18 protein-coding genes and 1 pseudogene are annotated in these 17,190 nt (G+C 60.6%); 18 read left to right on the plus strand and 1 reads right to left on the minus strand.

The window, feature by feature from the left end; genetic code table 11:
* Positions 1 to 13 precede the first annotated feature (13 nt).
* The 12 genes from fliI (at position 14) to fliP (ending at position 8,218) form a co-directional block, all read left to right on the plus strand.
* Positions 14 to 1,408 (plus strand): flagellar protein export ATPase FliI, encoded by a 1,395-nt coding sequence (gene fliI / locus ABIE40_RS02960; RefSeq protein WP_199626182.1) that lies wholly within the window; start codon positions 14 to 16, stop codon positions 1,406 to 1,408.
* A 2-nt stretch (positions 1,409 to 1,410) separates the two neighbouring features.
* A complete protein-coding gene (locus tag ABIE40_RS02965) occupies positions 1,411 to 1,962 on the plus strand; it encodes a flagellar protein (RefSeq protein ID WP_199626183.1) in 552 nt (183 codons plus the stop codon).
* A 164-nt stretch (positions 1,963 to 2,126) separates the two neighbouring features.
* Entirely contained in the window at positions 2,127 to 2,519 is a 393-nt protein-coding gene (gene flgB, locus ABIE40_RS02970; RefSeq protein ID WP_112713306.1) for a flagellar basal body rod protein FlgB, read from the plus strand.
* Between the two features lie 4 nt (positions 2,520 to 2,523).
* Positions 2,524 to 2,940 carry a flagellar basal body rod protein FlgC gene (gene flgC, locus ABIE40_RS02975; RefSeq protein ID WP_112713304.1) on the plus strand — a complete coding sequence of 139 codons (417 nt, stop codon included), beginning with the start codon at positions 2,524 to 2,526 and terminating at the stop codon, positions 2,938 to 2,940.
* The gene (gene fliE, locus ABIE40_RS02980) at positions 2,940 to 3,272 is read left to right on the plus strand and encodes a flagellar hook-basal body complex protein FliE (RefSeq protein WP_112713302.1); all 333 of its coding nucleotides are present in this window, start codon (positions 2,940 to 2,942) and stop codon (positions 3,270 to 3,272) included. The genes flgC and fliE overlap by 1 nt, the downstream gene beginning before the upstream one ends.
* An 18-nt stretch (positions 3,273 to 3,290) precedes the next feature.
* Positions 3,291 to 4,079, plus strand: a complete 789-nt coding sequence (gene flgG, locus ABIE40_RS02985; RefSeq protein WP_199626184.1) for a flagellar basal-body rod protein FlgG — start codon at positions 3,291 to 3,293, stop codon at positions 4,077 to 4,079.
* An 18-nt stretch (positions 4,080 to 4,097) separates the two neighbouring features.
* The gene (gene flgA / locus ABIE40_RS02990) at positions 4,098 to 4,580 is read left to right on the plus strand and encodes a flagellar basal body P-ring formation chaperone FlgA (protein ID WP_112713298.1); all 483 of its coding nucleotides are present in this window, start codon (positions 4,098 to 4,100) and stop codon (positions 4,578 to 4,580) included.
* Positions 4,577 to 5,701, plus strand: a complete 1,125-nt coding sequence (locus tag ABIE40_RS02995) for a flagellar basal body P-ring protein FlgI (RefSeq protein WP_112713296.1) — start codon at positions 4,577 to 4,579, stop codon at positions 5,699 to 5,701. The genes flgA and ABIE40_RS02995 overlap by 4 nt, the downstream gene beginning before the upstream one ends.
* Complete coding sequence (locus tag ABIE40_RS03000) at positions 5,698 to 6,240, plus strand: MotE family protein (protein ID WP_112713294.1); 543 nt, start codon at positions 5,698 to 5,700, stop codon at positions 6,238 to 6,240. The genes ABIE40_RS02995 and ABIE40_RS03000 overlap by 4 nt, the downstream gene beginning before the upstream one ends.
* Positions 6,237 to 6,953, plus strand: coding sequence for a flagellar basal body L-ring protein FlgH (gene flgH / locus ABIE40_RS03005; RefSeq protein ID WP_112713292.1), 717 nt, complete (start codon positions 6,237 to 6,239; stop codon positions 6,951 to 6,953). Before ABIE40_RS03000 ends, flgH begins: the two co-directional genes overlap by 4 nt.
* A 12-nt stretch (positions 6,954 to 6,965) precedes the next feature.
* Complete coding sequence (locus ABIE40_RS03010) at positions 6,966 to 7,484, plus strand: flagellar basal body-associated FliL family protein (protein WP_112713290.1); 519 nt, start codon at positions 6,966 to 6,968, stop codon at positions 7,482 to 7,484.
* Entirely contained in the window at positions 7,481 to 8,218 is a 738-nt protein-coding gene (gene fliP / locus ABIE40_RS03015; RefSeq protein WP_112713288.1) for a flagellar type III secretion system pore protein FliP, read from the plus strand. Before ABIE40_RS03010 ends, fliP begins: the two co-directional genes overlap by 4 nt.
* A gap of 105 nt (positions 8,219 to 8,323) precedes the next feature.
* Here the strand turns inward: fliP and ABIE40_RS03020 are convergent, their stop codons facing one another.
* Positions 8,324 to 10,240 (minus strand): O-linked N-acetylglucosamine transferase, SPINDLY family protein, encoded by a 1,917-nt coding sequence (locus tag ABIE40_RS03020; protein ID WP_199626185.1) that lies wholly within the window; start codon positions 10,238 to 10,240, stop codon positions 8,324 to 8,326.
* Between the two features lie 392 nt (positions 10,241 to 10,632).
* On the opposite strand from ABIE40_RS03020, the gene ABIE40_RS03025 reads away from it, so the two are divergent.
* The 6 genes and pseudogenes from ABIE40_RS03025 (at position 10,633) to ABIE40_RS03050 (ending at position 17,188) form a co-directional block, all read left to right on the plus strand.
* Entirely contained in the window at positions 10,633 to 11,529 is an 897-nt protein-coding gene (locus ABIE40_RS03025) for a flagellin N-terminal helical domain-containing protein (RefSeq protein WP_112713284.1), read from the plus strand.
* 270 nt (positions 11,530 to 11,799) lie between these two features.
* Positions 11,800 to 12,699: a flagellin N-terminal helical domain-containing protein gene (locus ABIE40_RS03030; RefSeq protein ID WP_112713282.1), complete on the plus strand. Its 900-nt coding sequence runs from the start codon at positions 11,800 to 11,802 to the stop codon at positions 12,697 to 12,699.
* Positions 12,700 to 12,944: 245 nt separating this feature from the next.
* Positions 12,945 to 13,850, plus strand: a complete 906-nt coding sequence (locus ABIE40_RS03035; protein ID WP_112713280.1) for a flagellin N-terminal helical domain-containing protein — start codon at positions 12,945 to 12,947, stop codon at positions 13,848 to 13,850.
* 300 nt (positions 13,851 to 14,150) lie between these two features.
* Entirely contained in the window at positions 14,151 to 15,098 is a 948-nt protein-coding gene (locus ABIE40_RS03040; protein ID WP_199626186.1) for a flagellin N-terminal helical domain-containing protein, read from the plus strand.
* Between the two features lie 167 nt (positions 15,099 to 15,265).
* A pseudogene (locus tag ABIE40_RS03045) lies at positions 15,266 to 15,905 on the plus strand (hypothetical protein).
* A complete protein-coding gene (locus tag ABIE40_RS03050) occupies positions 15,902 to 17,188 on the plus strand; it encodes a MotB family protein (protein WP_199626187.1) in 1,287 nt (428 codons plus the stop codon). Before ABIE40_RS03045 ends, ABIE40_RS03050 begins: the two are co-directional and overlap by 4 nt.
* Positions 17,189 to 17,190 lie beyond the last annotated feature (2 nt).

Consider the following 17,190-nt stretch of genomic DNA (forward strand, 5'->3'; position numbering starts at 1 on the left):
AAGGGTCTGAGACATGAGCCAGACACCGCTCACCGAAGGCGCGCTTTCGCCGAAGCTTGGCCACCTCGCATCGCTGGTCGAGCGCTACAGCAAGCCGGAATTCTCCGTCGCCCATGGCGGCCATGTGCAGACGATCGCGGCGGGCCACTATACCGTGACAGGCCTTTCCCGGCATGTCCGACTCGGCGAATTCGTCGCCCACAAGTCGGCAACAGGTATCCATCTCGGCGAAGTCGTTCGCGTCGAGCCGGATCTCGCCTATGTCTGCCCCATCGAGCCCGGTGAGCCGATCGGCATCCACGACACGGTTATCCGCAAGGGCGCCTTCCGCATTTCGCCCTCCGAAAGCTGGTGCGGCCGCACGATCAACTCGCTCTGCGAGCCGATCGATGGTCTCGGCCCGGTTGTCGAAGGTCTCGATCGCCGTTCGATCTCCAATACCGCCCCGCCGTCGATGACGCGCCGCCGCGTCGACAAAGGCTTCAAGACGGGCGTTCGCGCCGTCGATATCTTCTCGCCGCTCTGCCACGGCCAGCGCCTCGGCATCTTCGCCGGCTCCGGCGTCGGTAAGTCGACGCTCTTGTCGATGCTCGCCATGGCCGATGCCTTCGACAAGGTGGTGATTGCGCTGGTCGGCGAACGCGGCCGTGAAGTGCGCGAATTCATCGAGGATACGCTCGGTGAGAACATGAAGAAGTCGATCGCCGTCGTCGCCACCAGCGATGAAAGCCCGATGCTGCGCAAGATGGCGCCGCTGACGGCGGTAACGATCGCCGAATATTTCCGCGACCAGGGCCAGAACGTCCTGCTCATCGTCGACAGCGTCACCCGTTTCGCCCATGCGATCCGCGAGGTCGCGACGGCGTCCGGCGAGCCGCCGATCGCCCGCGGCTATCCGGCCTCGGTCTTCACCGAATTGCCGCGTCTTCTGGAGCGCGCCGGTCCCGGCCCCGAAGGCACGGGCACGATCACCGCGATCATCTCGATCCTCGTCGATGGCGACAATCACAACGATCCGATCGCCGACTCCACCCGCGGTATTCTCGACGGCCACCTCGTTCTGCAGCGCAGCCTGGCGGAAGAGGGGCGCTATCCGCCGATCGATCCGCTGGCCTCGATCTCGCGTCTCGCCCGCAAGGCCTGGACGCCGGATCAGGAGAAGCTGGTCTCGCGCCTGAAGTCGCTGATCCACCGTTTCGAGGAGACGCGCGACCTTCGCCTGATCGGCGGTTACCGCCCGGGTGCTGACCCGGATTTGGACATGGCGGTCAAGCAGGTACCAATTATTTACGATGTTTTGAAACAGTCGCCGGGCGAATCGGCGTCGGCAGATGCCTTTGCTGATCTCGCGGCTGCGCTCAAGGCTGGGGCAGCCCCGCCCAACCAGCCTGCACCCAAAAGAGGTTAGACGTGACCGGGTTTGAAGACGACGACGAGCGCATTGCTCCGCTGAAATCCGATGAGAAGCGCAAGTCGCTGATGCTCGACCGCGTGCTGACCGTAACCGGTCTCGCGCTCGCCGGCGCTGCCGCGATCTTCCCTTGGTACGTCTTCTTCAACGAAGACAAGTTCAGCCTCAATATCGCCCAGGGCGACCGCACCCGCGACCTCCCGGATTGGCCGGCCCGCAATGTCTTCAGCGTGTCGCCGCTGGCGATGGTCAACAAGAACGAAGTCAAGAACAAGCCGGAACCGCCGATCGACCCGCTGACGACAGCAACGGTCTCGAGCGTCGGCAAGGAAATCGACAAGGGCCTGGTCCCGGAAGACCAGCCATTCCCGGCGAGCTCCGGCTTCAAGCTCCTGCATGTCGCAAACGGCCGGGCGCTGATCGAAGACCCCTCGGGCATGTATGTCGTGCGCGTCGGTTCGGTGCTTCCCGACGAAAGCCGCCTGGCGACGATCGAGCAGCGCGACGGCAAATGGGTGATCGTCACCTCCAAGGGCGACATCTACCAGTAAGCGTCAGCCTCTCGAGCTGAATGGAATGCTTCACGGCCCCGGTTTTCCGGGGCCTTTCCGTTTGTGCTGCGCCTGATCGGCAACAGGCCGCAAAGCCGAATTCTCCGTAAGTCTGACGCAAGATTACCGCCCTAGGGTCGTCTCAGTAAAAACGGAGAGTTCCCATGCAACCGATTCAACTTTTCGACTTGGCCTCGCGGCAGGCGGAATGGCTGACGATCCGTCAGGAGGTTGTGGCCGGCAACATCGCGAATGCGAACACGCCGAAGTACCGTGCGAAGGACATCACGCCCTTTCAATCGGTTCTCGACAAGTCTGATGTTGCCATGGCGCGCACCAATCCTGCGCATTTCAGCGGCAATGACTTCAGCACCAGCGGCGACATCGACGTCAAGGAAGCCGCACTCGATCAGGAGATCGGCGTGCAGGAATCCGGCAACACCGTCGGTCTCGCCGAGGAACTCTCCAAGTCCGGCGAAATCAAACGCCAATACGAGCTGAACACCTCGCTGGTCGGCTCCTTTAATCGAATGATGTTGATGACCGTAAGGAAGTAAAATCGTGGATCCTTTATCAGCAGCCATGAAGATTGCTGGGTCGGGGCTTGAGGCTCAATCGACTCGCCTGCGCATTGTCTCGGAAAACATCGCGAACGCCCGTTCGACCGGTGACACGCCGGGTGCCGATCCCTACCGCCGCAAGACCGTTACCTTCGGCGAACAGGTTGACCGTGCAGCCGGCTTGACCACCGTCAACGTCAAGAAGCTCGGCGTCGACGAATCAGAATTCACCACTGAATACGACCCCAGCAATCCGGCAGCGGATGAGCGCGGCGTGGTGAAGCTGCCGAACGTCAACATGCTGGTCGAAATGGCCGACATGCGCGAAGCCAACCGATCCTATGACGCCAATCTGCAGACCATCAAGCAGACCCGCGACTTGATCTCCTCCACCATCGACCTCCTGAAGAGCCAGTAATGATCAGCAACGTACAGAACATCGGTTCTCTTTCCTCCACACGCGGCCTCGGCAGCGTCGTTGGCGAGAATTCTTCCTCTTCGGTCACTTCGGCGGCCGAAAGTGCAAAGGCAGACCAGAGCTTCGCCTCCGTTATGGGCAACATGGCCACCCAGGCCATAGACTCGGTAAAGGGCGCGGAATCCATGTCCTTCGCCGGCCTCAAGGGCACCGCGACGACCCGCGAAGTCGTCGACTCCATGCTGCAGGCGGAACAGACGCTGCAAACCGCAATTGCCATCCGTGACAAGGTCGTTTCGGCCTTCCTCGACGTCACCAAGATGCAGATGTAACCGGATAAGGACGGACCGATGAGAGCGCTTGCCATTGCGGCCACGGGCATGGATGCCCAGCAGACCAACCTCGAAGTCATCGCGAACAACATCGCGAACATCAACACCACCGGTTTCAAGCGCGCCCGCGCCGAGTTCACCGACCTTCTGTACCAGACCGAACGCGCCAAGGGCGTTGCCAACCGTGCCAACCAGGCGATCGTGCCGGAAGGCGCGAATATCGGTCTCGGCGTTCAGACTTCTGCCGTGCGTAACCTGCACATCCAGGGCGAACTCAGCCAGACCGGCAACGACCTCGACGTCGCGCTCGTCGGCCGCGGCTTCTTCCAGGTCCAGGCGCCTGACGGCACGACGCTCTATTCCCGCGCCGGCGCCTTCAACAAGAACGAGACCGGCCAGCTGGTCACCGCCGACGGCTATACCGTCGTTCCCGGCGTCACCATCCCGACCGGCTCGACGCAGTTGACGATCAGCCGCTCTGGCGAAGTGACCGCCGTTCTCGCCGGCCAGACCGATCCGACCACGCTCGGCCAGCTGACGCTCGCAGACTTCGTCAACGAAGCCGGCCTCCAGCCGATCGGCGACAACCTGTTCCAGCAGACGCCGGCATCCGGTGAAGCTGTCGTCGGCACGCCCGACGAGCAGGGCTATGGCTACATGAAGCAGGGCTATCTGGAATCGTCGAACGTCGATCCGGTGAAGGAAATCACCGACCTGATTTCCGCCCAGCGCGCCTATGAAATGAACTCGAAGGTCATCACCACTGCCGACGAAATGGCCTCCATCGTCAGCAAGAACCTGAAGTAATCTAGGAAAGGGCCGAACATGATGTTTCGCCGGGCGAGAAATACCGTCGCTCTGACGGCATTCGCTGCGATCGCTTATGCCGGGATCCTCGTGACCCCGGCGGCGAACGCCAGCATGGGTTACGCAGTCGTTCCGACCGCGATCATCTATCCCGGCGAAACCATCGCTGCCGGCCAGCTCCAGGAAGTCGAAGTCACCAACCCGAACCTCTCCGGCGGCTATGCAAAGTCGATCGACGAGGTGCAGGGGATGATTTCGAAGCGCACCCTGCTTCCAGGCCGCACGATCAGCGTCTCGGCGCTGCGCGAACCCTATACGGTGACGCGCGGCTCGCAGATCCGGCTGGTCTTCAACATCGGTAACATGACCATCTCGGCGGCCGGTTCGCCGCTGGAAGACGGCTCGACCGGTCAGGTCATCCGCGCCCGCAACATGGATTCGGGCGTCATCATCAGCGGTACAGTCCTCGCTGACGGCACCATTCACGTGGCGGCAAAATGAAGATCGTCTCTCGCATCATCGCCGCGTTTGCGGCTCTTTCCATGTGCATGGGAAGCGTGACGCCCGCCTCGGCGCAGATGGCCTCGCGCATCAAGGATATCGCCTCGCTGCAGGCCGGCCGCGACAACCAGCTGATCGGCTACGGCTTGATCGTCGGTCTGCAGGGAAGCGGTGACGGTTTCCGCGCCTCGCCCTTCACCGAGCAGTCAATGCGCGCCATGCTGCAGAACCTCGGCATCTCGACGCAGGGCGGTGAATCGAACGCCAAGAACACGGCGGCCGTCATGGTCACCGCCAACCTGCCGCCTTTCGCCAGCCCCGGCAGCCGCATCGACGTCAATGTCAGCTCGCTTGGCGATGCCACGTCGCTCCGTGGCGGTACGCTGGTCATGACCTCGCTGTCCGGCGCCGATGGCCAGATCTACGCCGTCGCCCAAGGCTCGGTCGTCGTATCAGGCTTCCAGGCGCAGGGTGCGGCCGCAAGCGTGACCGAAGGTGTGACCACCGCCGGCCGCGTGCCCGGCGGCGCGATCATCGAGCGCGAGCTGCCCTCGCGCTTCAAGGATTCCGTCAATCTCGTGCTGCAGCTGCGCAACCCCGACTTCTCAACGGCCGTGCGCATCGCCGACGTCGTCAACGGTTATGCATCCTCGCGTTTCGGCGGCCCGGTTGCCGAAGCCAAGGACGCCCAGGAAGTCATCGTCCAGAAGCCGCGCGAAGCCGATCTCACGCGCTTGATGGCCGATATCGAAAATCTCATCGTCGAGACCGACACGCCGGCCAAGGTCGTCGTCAACGAGCGCACCGGCACCATCGTCATCGGTGCGGACGTCCGCGTCTCGCCGGTGGCCGTCAGCTACGGAACGCTGACCGTGCAGGTCACCGAGACGCCGCAGGTCATCCAGCCATTGCCCTTCTCCAAGGGGCAGACGGCGGTCCAGCCGCAGACGGATATCGCTGCGCAGAAAACCGGTGGCCGTGTCGCGATATTGCAGGGGCCCGATCTCAGAACGCTCGTCGCCGGCCTGAACAATATTGGCGTCAAGCCTGACGGTATTATCGCTATCCTCCAGGGCATCAAATCTGCAGGCGCTCTGCAGGCGGAGCTCGTACTGCAATGATCAAGCTCAACAAGGATATGACCGTCTCGGAACTCGTGCGGCGCCTGGCATTGCCGGCCGCCGCCGTCATGCTGCTGACGATCCCGGGCGCCTTTGCCCAGGAAGCGCCGAAGCCTGAGGGCGACATCACCTCCGAGGACGAGATCAAGCAGTTCTGCACCAACATTGCCGATCCCGCCCGCGACCAGCGCTATCTGCTGCAGAAGCAGGATCTGGAAAAGCTCCGGGCCGATATCGATACGCGCATGGCTGAGATGGACAAGCGCAAGGCCGAATATCAGGATTGGTTGAAGCGCCGTAACGACTTCCTCAAGCAGGCGGAAGCGGGCCTCACCGACATCTACAAGAATATGAAGCCGGACGCGGCGGCGCTGCAGCTTGAGAAGGCCAATACCGGGATCGCGGCGGCCGTGATCATGCGGCTCGGTGCGCGTCAGTCGAGCCTGATCCTTGCCGAGATGGATCCTGAAAAGGCAGCCGTCATCGCCAACATCATTGCAAGTGCATCCGATCCCAATACGTCGAAGGATCCCTCATGAATAAGCGTTTCCCGGCTGCCATCGCCGCCGTTGCCCTTCTCGCCGGCTGCCAGTCGCCGCAGTCCGTGAGAGAGATCGGCAGGGCGCCCGCCATGAGCCCGATCGGCAGCGGCCTGGCCTATGGCCAGACGCCGCAGATGGCGCTTTATCCGAAGCAGCCGCGCCAGGTCGCACAGGGCTATTCGCTCTGGAGCGATAGCCAGGCCGCGCTCTTCAAGGATGCCCGCGCTCTGAACGTCGGCGATATCCTGACGGTCAACATCCAGATCAACGACAAAGCGTCGTTCGAGAACGATACCAGCCGCAGCCGCACCAATTCCAGCGGCATGAACTGGGACGTCCAGGCCAATATCCTCGGCTGGAACCCGAAGTCCAAGACCGACCTGACCTACGGCTCTGACACGAGCACCGACGGCAAGGGCAAGATCGACCGCTCCGAAAAGCTGACGCTGCTCGTTGCCGCGGTGGTCACCGGCATCCTGGAAAACGGCAACCTGGTCATCAGCGGCTCGCAGGAAGTCCGCGTCAACCAGGAAATCCGTATTCTGAATGTCGCCGGTATCGTTCGCCCGCAGGACGTCAACGCCGAAAACCAGATTTCGTACGAAAAGATCGCCGAAGCCCGCATCTCCTACGGTGGCCGCGGCCGCTTGATGGAAGTACAGCAGCCGCCGCGCGGCCAGCAGGCCGTCGATCTCTTCTCACCGCTCTAAGGCCAGGAAACCATGGCAGACGAAGAAACAGGCGAAGCCAAACCGAAGAAGAAATCCGGAGCGATGATGACGATCGTCGGCGTCGCGGTATTGACCCTTCTCGGCGCCGGCGGTGGCTGGGCTGTCGGCTCGATGCTCGCCCCGAACGTCAAGAGCGCCGAGCAGGCCGAAAAGCCGGCCGACCCGAAGGCGGCCGGTGGCGAGAAGAAGGAAGGCGAAACCGGCCTTCCGCATATCTCGACCGAGGCCAACAACGTCGTCCAGCTCGAGCCGATCACCTCGAACCTCGCTTACCCCTCCGAAAACTGGGTGAGGCTAGAGGTCGCACTTCTCTTCAATGGCCCCCCCGACGTGAAGGTCGCGGAGGATATCCATCAGGATATAATGGCTTACATCCGCACTGTTTCGCTGCAGCAGATCGAAGGTCCGCGCGGCTTCCAATATCTACGGGATGACATCCAGGAACGTGTTGACCTGCGCTCTCAGGGGCGCGTATCCAAGGTCATGTTCAGGACCTTTGTCGTCGAATGATTCGATTCATAATTTTCTTGGCCGCCATGATGGCGGTACCGGAATTGGCGGTGGCTCAGCAGCTGCCGACAAATCTGTTGAATATCCCTGTCGATGGTTCGGTCGCGGCCTGGATCATCCGTACATTCGGCCTTCTGACCGTTCTTTCGGTCGCGCCGGGCATCCTGATCATGGTGACGAGCTTTCCGCGCTTCATCATCGCCTTCTCGATCCTGCGCACCGGCCTCGGCCTCTCCTCTACGCCATCCAATATGATCCTCTTGTCGCTGTCGCTGTTCATGACCTTCTACGTCATGACGCCGACCTTCGACAAAGCCTGGCAGGATGGGGTGCAGCCGCTGCTTTCCAACCAGATCCAGGAGCAGGAGGCCATCCAGCGCATCGCCGAGCCGTTCCGCACCTTCATGGCCGCCAATACCCGCGACAAGGATCTGGCGCTTTTCGTCGATCTGGCGCGTGAGCGTGGCCAGAACGTCCAGACCGGCGCCCAGATCGATTACCGTGTGCTGATCCCGGCCTTCATGATCTCGGAAATCCGCCGCGGCTTCGAAATCGGCTTCCTTGTGGTTCTGCCGTTCCTCGTCATCGACCTGATCGTCGCCACCATCACCATGGCCATGGGTATGATGATGCTGCCGCCGACGTCGATCTCGCTGCCCTTCAAGATCCTCTTCTTCGTGCTCATCGACGGCTGGAACCTCTTGGTCGGCAGCCTGGTTCGCTCCTTCAGCTAAACCACGGCAGTCTTCCTCGGTCCGGGTCTTCGGCCGCCACAGCAGACAACAAAAAACCCGCCTGGATCTCTCCGGCGGGTTTTGTGTTTGTCGGTCTCTCGAACCTTATGCGGTCCAGAACGGCTGCGTGCGGGCCGGCAGGGCAGGGACGTCGAAGTGGTCGGGAGCCTCGCCGCGCTTGGCGCGGTCGGCCATCGTCACGAAGGCCTGCTCGAGATGCTTGCAGAAGCGCTCGGCGTCGAAGAGCGGGGCGATATAGCGCTGCTCGGCGAGATGCGCCTTGTAGGCCGTGACCTTCTCGCGATTGTTGGCGAGCTCGACAGCCATATCCTCGTAATCCTGCAGATTCTTGCCGACCAGCTCCGGCAGGCCGATGGCGTTCAGCAGGCTCTCGCTGACGCGCGAGGCGAAGTTGGTGCCTTTCATCGTCAGAACCGGCAGACCGCCCCACAGCTGTTCCGATGTGGTCGTGTGGCCGTTGACCGGGAAGGTGTCGATACCGAGATCGGCGGCCTGAATACGGTCGATATGCTCCTGGTAGCCGGTACGAGCGCAGAAGATGATCCTGTTCGCCGCGATACCGGATGCCCGGAACGCCTTGCGCAGGTTCTCCTCGTTGCGCGGAGAATTGCTCATCAGCCACAGCACGCTGTTCGGCGCCCGCTTCAGGATTCGCGTCCAGCTCGCAATGGCTTCCGGCGTGATCTTGCGGTTACCGTTGAAGGAAGCGAATACGAAGGCATCGTCTGCCAGGCCGTACTGCTCGCGCGTCACCGGCTTCGGCTGCGGACGGTTCGACGGGTCGTTCGGCTGGTAGCTCTCCGGCATGCGGCAGAACTTCTCGTGGTAGAACGGCTTGGCGACGTCAGGCAGGACGAACTGGTCGCCGATGACGTAGTCGAGGTCGATCCCCAGCGTGCTGCCCGGGAAGCCGAGCCATGCGACGTGCACGGGCGCCAGCGGGATGTTGAAGCTGTTGGCGCGGCTATCTGCGGTATGACCCTTCAGGTCGACCATGATGTCGATATTGTGCTCGCGCACCAGGCGCAGCACTTCCTGGTCGGAAACACCGTGGATGTCGACGATCGTGCCCCACTTGCTGCGGTCGGTCTTGTTGTTCAACAGGGCATAGGGGCCGCTGTGGTCGAACAGCACGATCTCGAACTTGTCGCGATCGTGGAGTTCGAGAACCCGCTGCATCAGCTTCATGGTTGCGTGGTTGTCCCAGAAGTCGGCGGACATGTAGCCGATGCGGATCTTGTCCGACCATGCATGCGGCTGCGCCCGGCGCGCCGCGACCTTGTCGGGATCGAGCTTCGGCACGCCGACCATCGGCAGGCGGTTGAGATCTTCGTTGCCGCACCAGTGCAGGTGATAGAAAGGATGGTCCTTGCGCAGCACTTCCGGCCGGCCGTCGAGGACCGCGTCGTCGACGACCTTCTGGTGCCTGAGGCTTTCCTCGTAGTCGTTGAATTCGCGCAGGAAGATCAGATACAGGAAGCGCGCCGAGAAATCCTTCGGGAAGCGCTTGAAGATGTTGCGGGCGAGCTGCTCGTTGGACGGGTCGCTGAGATCGTTGGAGACCAGCGTCGCGGCGGCCTGGAGATGTTCGCGGTTGCTGCTCTTGGACAGCACGTTCTTCAGCGGCTGGATCAGATCGCGCTGCTGGCGCGCATAGAAGACCGAGACCAGGATGAATGCCAGGTCGGGATCCTTCTGCGCCTTCTCGAAGTTGCGCATGCAGATGACCAGCGCTTCATCGTGTTCGCCGCAATCGTAGTGCAGGCGCGCGGCAAGCTTGTAATATTCGTAGGCGTTCGCACCGCCGGCCTTGGCCGCAAGCCCGTAGGACTTCGCCGCGTCGGACTTGAAGCCGAGCTGCAGCAGGTTCTTTGCGAGCAGGGCGTAGGTCTTCGCATCCTTCTGGGTGTCAATCAGCTGGTTCAGTGTTGCGAGGGACTGCGTATAGCGGCCTGCCTGAAATTCTCGGGACGCCACCGAAAACGAGACTTTGCTGTTCAAAACCGAACTCCGTTAGGAAATGCGCTGATCAAAACATCGATGCTGCCGCACGCAGCGAGCCGCCGCGTCTGGACGAGGCGAGCTGTGCTGTTTCTGGCCATGGCACATTTGCATCCGAAGCTTGCACGAAGCCGGTGTATTGCTTTGGAACGGGCGGAATTTAACTGTCTCCGACCCCCTGTTCCGGATTGTTTAACTATAGACTGCGGGGGTTTGGCGCCCCCTGCCACTTTTAAGAAGTTGGCAAGTATTGGCTGCGAGATTGCCCTGGACATGACGGGTTTGGGGCCAAAAAAGAAGGCGCCGAGTTGCATGAAGCAGGTCCGTCATCGCCGGTAATAGCAGTCCGGTAATGTCCTCCTTTTTGTATCTAGTTTTCTAGGGGACAGATTATGACAAGCATTAACACCAACACTTCCGCAATGGCAGCTCTCCAGACGCTGCGTAACGTCAACCAGAACCTCTCCTCCACGCAGAGCCACGTTTCGTCGGGCCTGCGCGTTGGCAAGGCTTCCGACAACGCTGCTTACTGGTCTATCGCCACGACGATGAAGTCGGACAACAAGGCCCTCGGCGCTGTTTCTGACGCTCTCGGCATGGGCGCTGCCAAGGTCGACACGGCTTACACCGCCGTTGAAAGCTCGATCGACGTCGTTTCCGAAATCAAGTCGAAGCTGGTTGCTGCAACTGAAGACGGCGTTGACAAGTCCAAGGTTCAGGACGAAATCACCCAGCTCCAGGCTCAGCTGAAGAGCATTGCTTCTTCCGCTTCGTTCAACGGCGAAAACTGGGTTGCCAACACCGCCGGCGAAACGATGAGCGTTGTCTCGTCCTTCGTCCGCAGCAGCTCGGGTGCCGTTTCGGTCACGACTTCGGAATACACGGCTGCCGATACCGACCTGCTCTACACCGACGCAACTGCCGGCACCGGCGGTATCCTCGGCACGGCTGGCGCTTCGTCGGGCAAGTCGATCACCGAGTTCACGATCGACTCCTCCACGACCAAGGGCGGCATCGACAACCTGCTTTCGGACGTTGAAACCGCACTGAAGAGCATGACCTCGCTCGGCTCCAAGTTCGGCTCGATCTCCTCGCGCATCGACATGCAGTCGAACTTCGTCTCGTCGCTCAGCGACTCGATCGAATCGGGTGTTGGCCGCCTCGTTGACGCGGACATGGAAGAAGAGTCCTCCAAGCTGACCGCGCTGCAGACGCAGCAGCAGCTCGCGATCCAGTCGCTCTCGATCGCTAACTCCTCTTCGCAGAACATCCTGTCGCTCTTCCGCTAAGACCGGAACAGCACATCGCAAAAATGGAAATGGCCGGTGTTTCACCGGCCATTTTTCGTTAACAAGTCCTTAATGCTAAAATAGCGTAAGTTACCGATTTTTAACGATTTTTTTTGGGTCGTGTTTAGGTTGTTTTAACTATGATGCTGTTTCCTAGGGACATCGAAACGGCGGTCGATCAACAGACGATCGGCAGGCATGACGCTGAGCGCCGTTCCCGGTGAGACCGGAATGCCCTTCATCACGTAGCCAATTAGGGGCACATTTAAAATGACCAGCATTCTTACCAACAATTCCGCAATGTCCGCACTGCAGACGCTGCGCAACGTCAACCAGAACCTGTCCGACACCCAGAACCACGTTTCGTCGGGCCTGCGCGTTGGCAAGGCTGCCGACAACGCAGCTTACTGGTCGATTGCCACGACGATGAAGTCGGACAACAAGGCCCTCGGCGCTGTTTCTGACGCTCTCGGCATGGGCGCTGCCAAGGTCGACACGGCTTACACCGCCGTTGAAAGCTCGATCGACGTCGTTTCCGAAATCAAGTCGAAGCTGGTTGCTGCAACTGAAGACGGCGTTGACAAGTCCAAGGTTCAGGACGAAATCACCCAGCTCCAGGCTCAGCTGAAGAGCATCTCTTCTTCCGCTTCGTTCAACGGCGAAAACTGGGTTGCCAACAGCGCCGGCGAAACGATGAGCGTTGTCTCGTCCTTCGTCCGCAGCAGCTCCGGCGGCGTTTCGGTCACTACGACCGAGTACACGGCTGCCGAAACCGACCTGCTTTACACCGACGCAACGGCTGGTACGGGTGGTATTCTCGGCACGACCGGCGCTTCGTCGGGCTTCTCGATCACCTCGTTCACGATCGGCGCTTCCACGACCAAGGGCGACATCGACAACCTGCTGACCGACGTTGAAACCGCTCTGAAGGACATGACTTCGCTCGGTTCGAAGTTCGGTTCGATCTCCTCGCGCATCGACATGCAGTCCAACTTCGTTTCGTCGCTCAGCGACGCAATCGACTCGGGTGTTGGCCGCCTCGTTGACGCCGACATGGAAGAAGAGTCCTCCAAGCTGACCGCTCTGCAGACGCAGCAGCAGCTCGCGATCCAGTCGCTCTCGATCGCCAACTCCTCTTCGCAGAACATCCTGTCGCTCTTCCGCGGCTAATAAGTCCAGAAAACATACCCGCCGGCTTAGTCCGGCGGGCACTGAAAAGAAGCCGCGCCTTAACAGGTGCGGCTTTTTGTCGTTGGCGTTAACGATTTGTTAACCATTTTGCCGTCTTCTGCGCTCAACGTAACGGTGAGTTAACCGAGATTAATCGCAGGTTAACAGGCATGAGCGCTGCTTCCCGTTCCCGGTAGGCCGGAATGTCCCTTCTCGACGTTTTGCCAATAAGGGGCACATTTTTCATGACGAGCATTTTGACGAACGTCGCAGCCATGGCTGCACTTCAGACACTTCGTAGCATTAATAATAATCTTGAAACGACACAGAACCATGTTTCCTCGGGTTACCGTGTCTCCAAGGCTGCAGATAACGCAGCCTACTGGTCGATTGCGACCACCATGCGCTCCGACAACAAGGCCCTGTCCGCAGTCTCTGACGCACTGGGTCTTGGCGCCGCAAAGGTAGACACCGCCTATTCTGCGATGGACAACGCCATCGACGTCGTCACCGAAATCAAGGCCAAGATCGTCGCCGCAACCGAAAAGGGCGTCGATCGCACCAAGATCCAGGAAGAAGTGAAGCAGCTGCAGTCGCAGCTCCTGAGCATCGCCCAATCGGCATCCTTCTCCGGCGAAAACTGGGTCGCAGGCAACGAAACGAAGAGCGTCGTCTCCTCCTTCGTCCGCGACGGCAACGGCGAAACCTCGGTTACGACCACCGAATACGTCCTCAATTCGGCCTCCAACGGCAATGTCCTGTTCGGCACCAGCAATGGCGCGATCGATACCTCCACCGGCATCATCGGCTCGACCAACGGCACCGTCGGCTCGATCTTCTCGCTCGACATCTCCAACATGTCGGACGGCGATATCACACTCGCATTGAACGTCGTCGAGCAGGGTCTGGAATCGATGACCAAGGCTGCCTCGCAGCTCGGCTCGATCTCGACGCGAATTCAGCTGCAGGAGAATTTCGTCTCGTCATTGAGCGACTCGATCGACTCCGGTGTCGGCCGTCTCGTTGACGCGAACATGGAAGAGGAATCGTCCAAACTGACGGCGTTGCAGACACAGCAGCAGCTCGCCATCCAGTCGCTGTCGATCGCAAATTCGAGCGCACAGAACGTTCTCACGCTCTTCCAGCGCTAAGCCGGAAAATTGAAGCTGGATCGAATCTTGCGTCGCGATTTTCAACCGGCAGAAAAGATCTCGAAATCGCGCTCAAAAGGCGCGATTTCTCATTTGAAAACAATTTGTTACAGAGATCGTGAAGTTTCCGCCCGCCGGACCGCTCCAAGCCTTGAAAGCATGCTTAAGTTCGGGTTAATTTCACCGGCGAGTTGATTTGTTTTACAGCGACGCACCGGCCGATTGCCGGGGGCATGAGGCCATAATCTGTCGCTACCGGTTTCCGGTCTGTCCCTTTCCATTCATACAAGAGATCGACAGATGGCTTATTCCATTCAGGACCCTGCTGCGCTGACCGCACTGAACGTTATGCGCGGCCTCGGCAAGGATAACGACAAGATCCAGCAGCAGATCTCGTCCGAGCTGCGCATCCAGTCCGCGGCCGATGACGCCACCTACTGGTCCTACGCCCAGACGCTGCGCACCGACGGCAATTCGCTGAAGACCATCGACGACGCTCTCGGCCTCGGCGCCGCCAAGGTCGATACGACCTACACGTCGATGAACTCGCTGATCGACCTCGTCACCAACATCAAGTCGACGCTCGTCTCGGCTGCCGACCCAGCAAACGATCGCGACAAGCTGAACACCACGCTTCAGCAGCTGAAGGGCCAGCTCCAGTCCGCCGTCACCGGCACCAGCTTCTCCGGCGAAAACTGGCTCTACAACAACAGCTCCGCCATGCCCGACACCCGCTCGGTGATCGGTGGCTATACGCGCGGTCCGAACGGCCAGTTCTACCCCGAGAACATCAGCATTCCCTCGTCGAACCTGGTGATGATCGATTCCCGCGACGCGTCGAAGGGCCTGCTGACGAAGGCGATCGATCCCGGCAACGGCACCGGTAGCCAGTTTTACCTGCTCAACGCCAATTCCAGCACGCCGGCCGCCGGCACCGAGATTGCGCTTTCGGACAGCACATCGAGCCAGGACCTTGCCGACATGCAGTCCGCGGTCGAGAAGATCCTCTCGAGCCTGAACACGACGGCATCCGGTCTCGGCATCATGCAGAACCAGATCGACGCCCGCTCCGATTACATCAGCAAGATGATGGATTCGCTGGACACCACGGTTGGCGCGCTCATCGACACCGACATGGACGAAGCCTCCACGCGCCAGACGGCGATCGGAACGCAGCTCAACGTTGCCACCGAAGCGATGAACATCCTCAACACGTCGGCCGGCAACATCCTGATCCTTCTCGAGTAGCATTCCCGTCCAGATGGCGGGCGTTTGCGCCCGCCATTCATCCTCGCGCAAGTTTGGCTTTCTAGGTTTCAGGCAAGGATGGCGCATCAGGTTTTGGGCGGCCGTCGGAGTTGGTTTGAACGGGGCGCAGGCATGCCGCATCTTTTCGCAGATAACGGGTCGACACGATGAGCGCGATGCTTTCCCGCTATCTCAAGGATTTCAGTGACATCAAGCCCGTCGCCCCGGCTCCGGAGCCGATGGAGTTTGCCGACGACACCTTTGGCGGCTTCGCCGATATCGCCGAAGAGCCGGTGGTCGATCTGGAAGCCGAGAAGCGCGGCGCCTATGCCGAGGGCCATGCGGCCGCGACGGCGGAGCTCAGCGAAAAGCATGCCGTCGAAATGCAGACCCTCGAACTCATTCACCAGCGTGAATTCGAGGAGCTGAAGGCCAAGTATGAGGAAGAGCTGGCGGCGCTGATTGCCGCGCGTCTTTCCAATATCGCATTCGATGTTGCCGATCTCGTCAGCGCCGCAGCCGTCAAGGCCGTTGCGCCTGTCGTGACCGAGGCAGTCGCCGAGGATGCCGTCAAAAGTCTCGCCGCCCTGTTGCGCGAGGCGATCCTGGATGGCGCTGCCGGCCCTGTCGTCGTCAAGGGACCGGCGAAACTCTTTGCCCTGCTGGAGAAGGCACTCGGCGAAAAGCCCCGGTCTGCTGCGTCATCTCGAAACGGATGATGTGGATCTTGCAGTTGAGGTTGATGGTTCCGTTCTCGTGACGCGCATCTCGGCCTGGTCGGCCAGCCTGAAGAAAGTTCTGGAATGAGTGAGAGCGAAAATCACCACCACGGCAAGAACGAAGTCATCATCGTCAAGAAACATGGCGGTGGCGACCACGATGGCGCCCATGGTGGTGCCTGGAAGATTGCCTATGCCGACTTCATGACGGCACTGATGGCCTTCTTTCTCGTCATGTGGCTGGTCAACGCCGCCAACGAGGAAACCAAGGCCTCGGTCGCGACCTACTTCAATCCGATCAAGCTCGCCGATGAAAAGCCGACCGAAAAGGGCCTGAAGAAGCCTGTCGATACGGCTGACGGCGAGGAGACTAAGGACAAGTCCAAGCAGAAGGAAGAGCAGCAGACGCAGGGCGCATCGGCTGCAAGCGGCGACGACCAGACATCGACCTCTGGCGACCAGACCAACTATTCCGAAGCCGACTTCTTCGAGAACCCATACTCCGTTCTGGCTGAGATCGCCCAGGAAGTCGGGCAGCAGGCCAATGTCAGTGCCAAGGGCGAGGGCGGTGCAGCCGATTCCGGCCCCGCGACCGGCGCCGACGGCGGTCAAGCCTATCGCGATCCCTTCGATCCGGATTTCTGGACGAAGCAGGTCGAGGTGACGCGCGCCGACAATCCCGGCAAGACGCCGGCGACCAAGGACGCCAAGGAGCAGCCTGACGCGACCGAGCTGGCAAAGCTCGAAGCCGAGAAGCCGGACACCGACACCGCGGACGCCAAGCCCGCCGACCAGCATGCAAAGCCGGCCGACAAGGCTGCAGACGGCAAGGCTGATGATCAGAAGCCTGACGATGCCGCAAAGACCGATGAAGAAAAGTCCGATCCGGTCAAGCAGGCCGAGGAAGAGAAGAAGGCCGACGAACTGAAGCAGGAGATCGCCAAGCAGATCACCGGCGTCGCCGGCAAGCTTGCCGAGGGTCTCACCGTCGTTCCGGCGGAAGGCGGGCTGCTGGTCAGCCTGTCGGACCAGGCGAACGACTCCATGTTCAATGTCGGCTCGGCCGTTCCCCGCAAGGAAATGGTTCTGGCGATGGAGAAGATCGGCGAAGTACTGAAGGCCCGCCAGGGTGCCGTCGTCATCCGCGGCCATACCGACGCGCGTCAGTACAAGGGCGCCGATAACGAGAACTGGCGCCTGTCCATGGACCGCGCCCAGGCTGCCTATTACATGCTGGTTCGCGGCGGTCTCGGAGAGGGGCGTGTCTCGCAGGTCTCCGGCTTTGCCGATCGCAAGCTGAAGCTGCCCGATGATCCGCTCAATGCCGCAAACCGCCGTATCGAAATCCTCGTCCAGGGGGATCAGGGGTAAGC

Origin of the sequence: Rhizobium sp. OAE497 (assembly GCF_040546565.1) — a bacterium.
Lineage (GTDB): Bacteria > Pseudomonadota > Alphaproteobacteria > Rhizobiales > Rhizobiaceae > Rhizobium.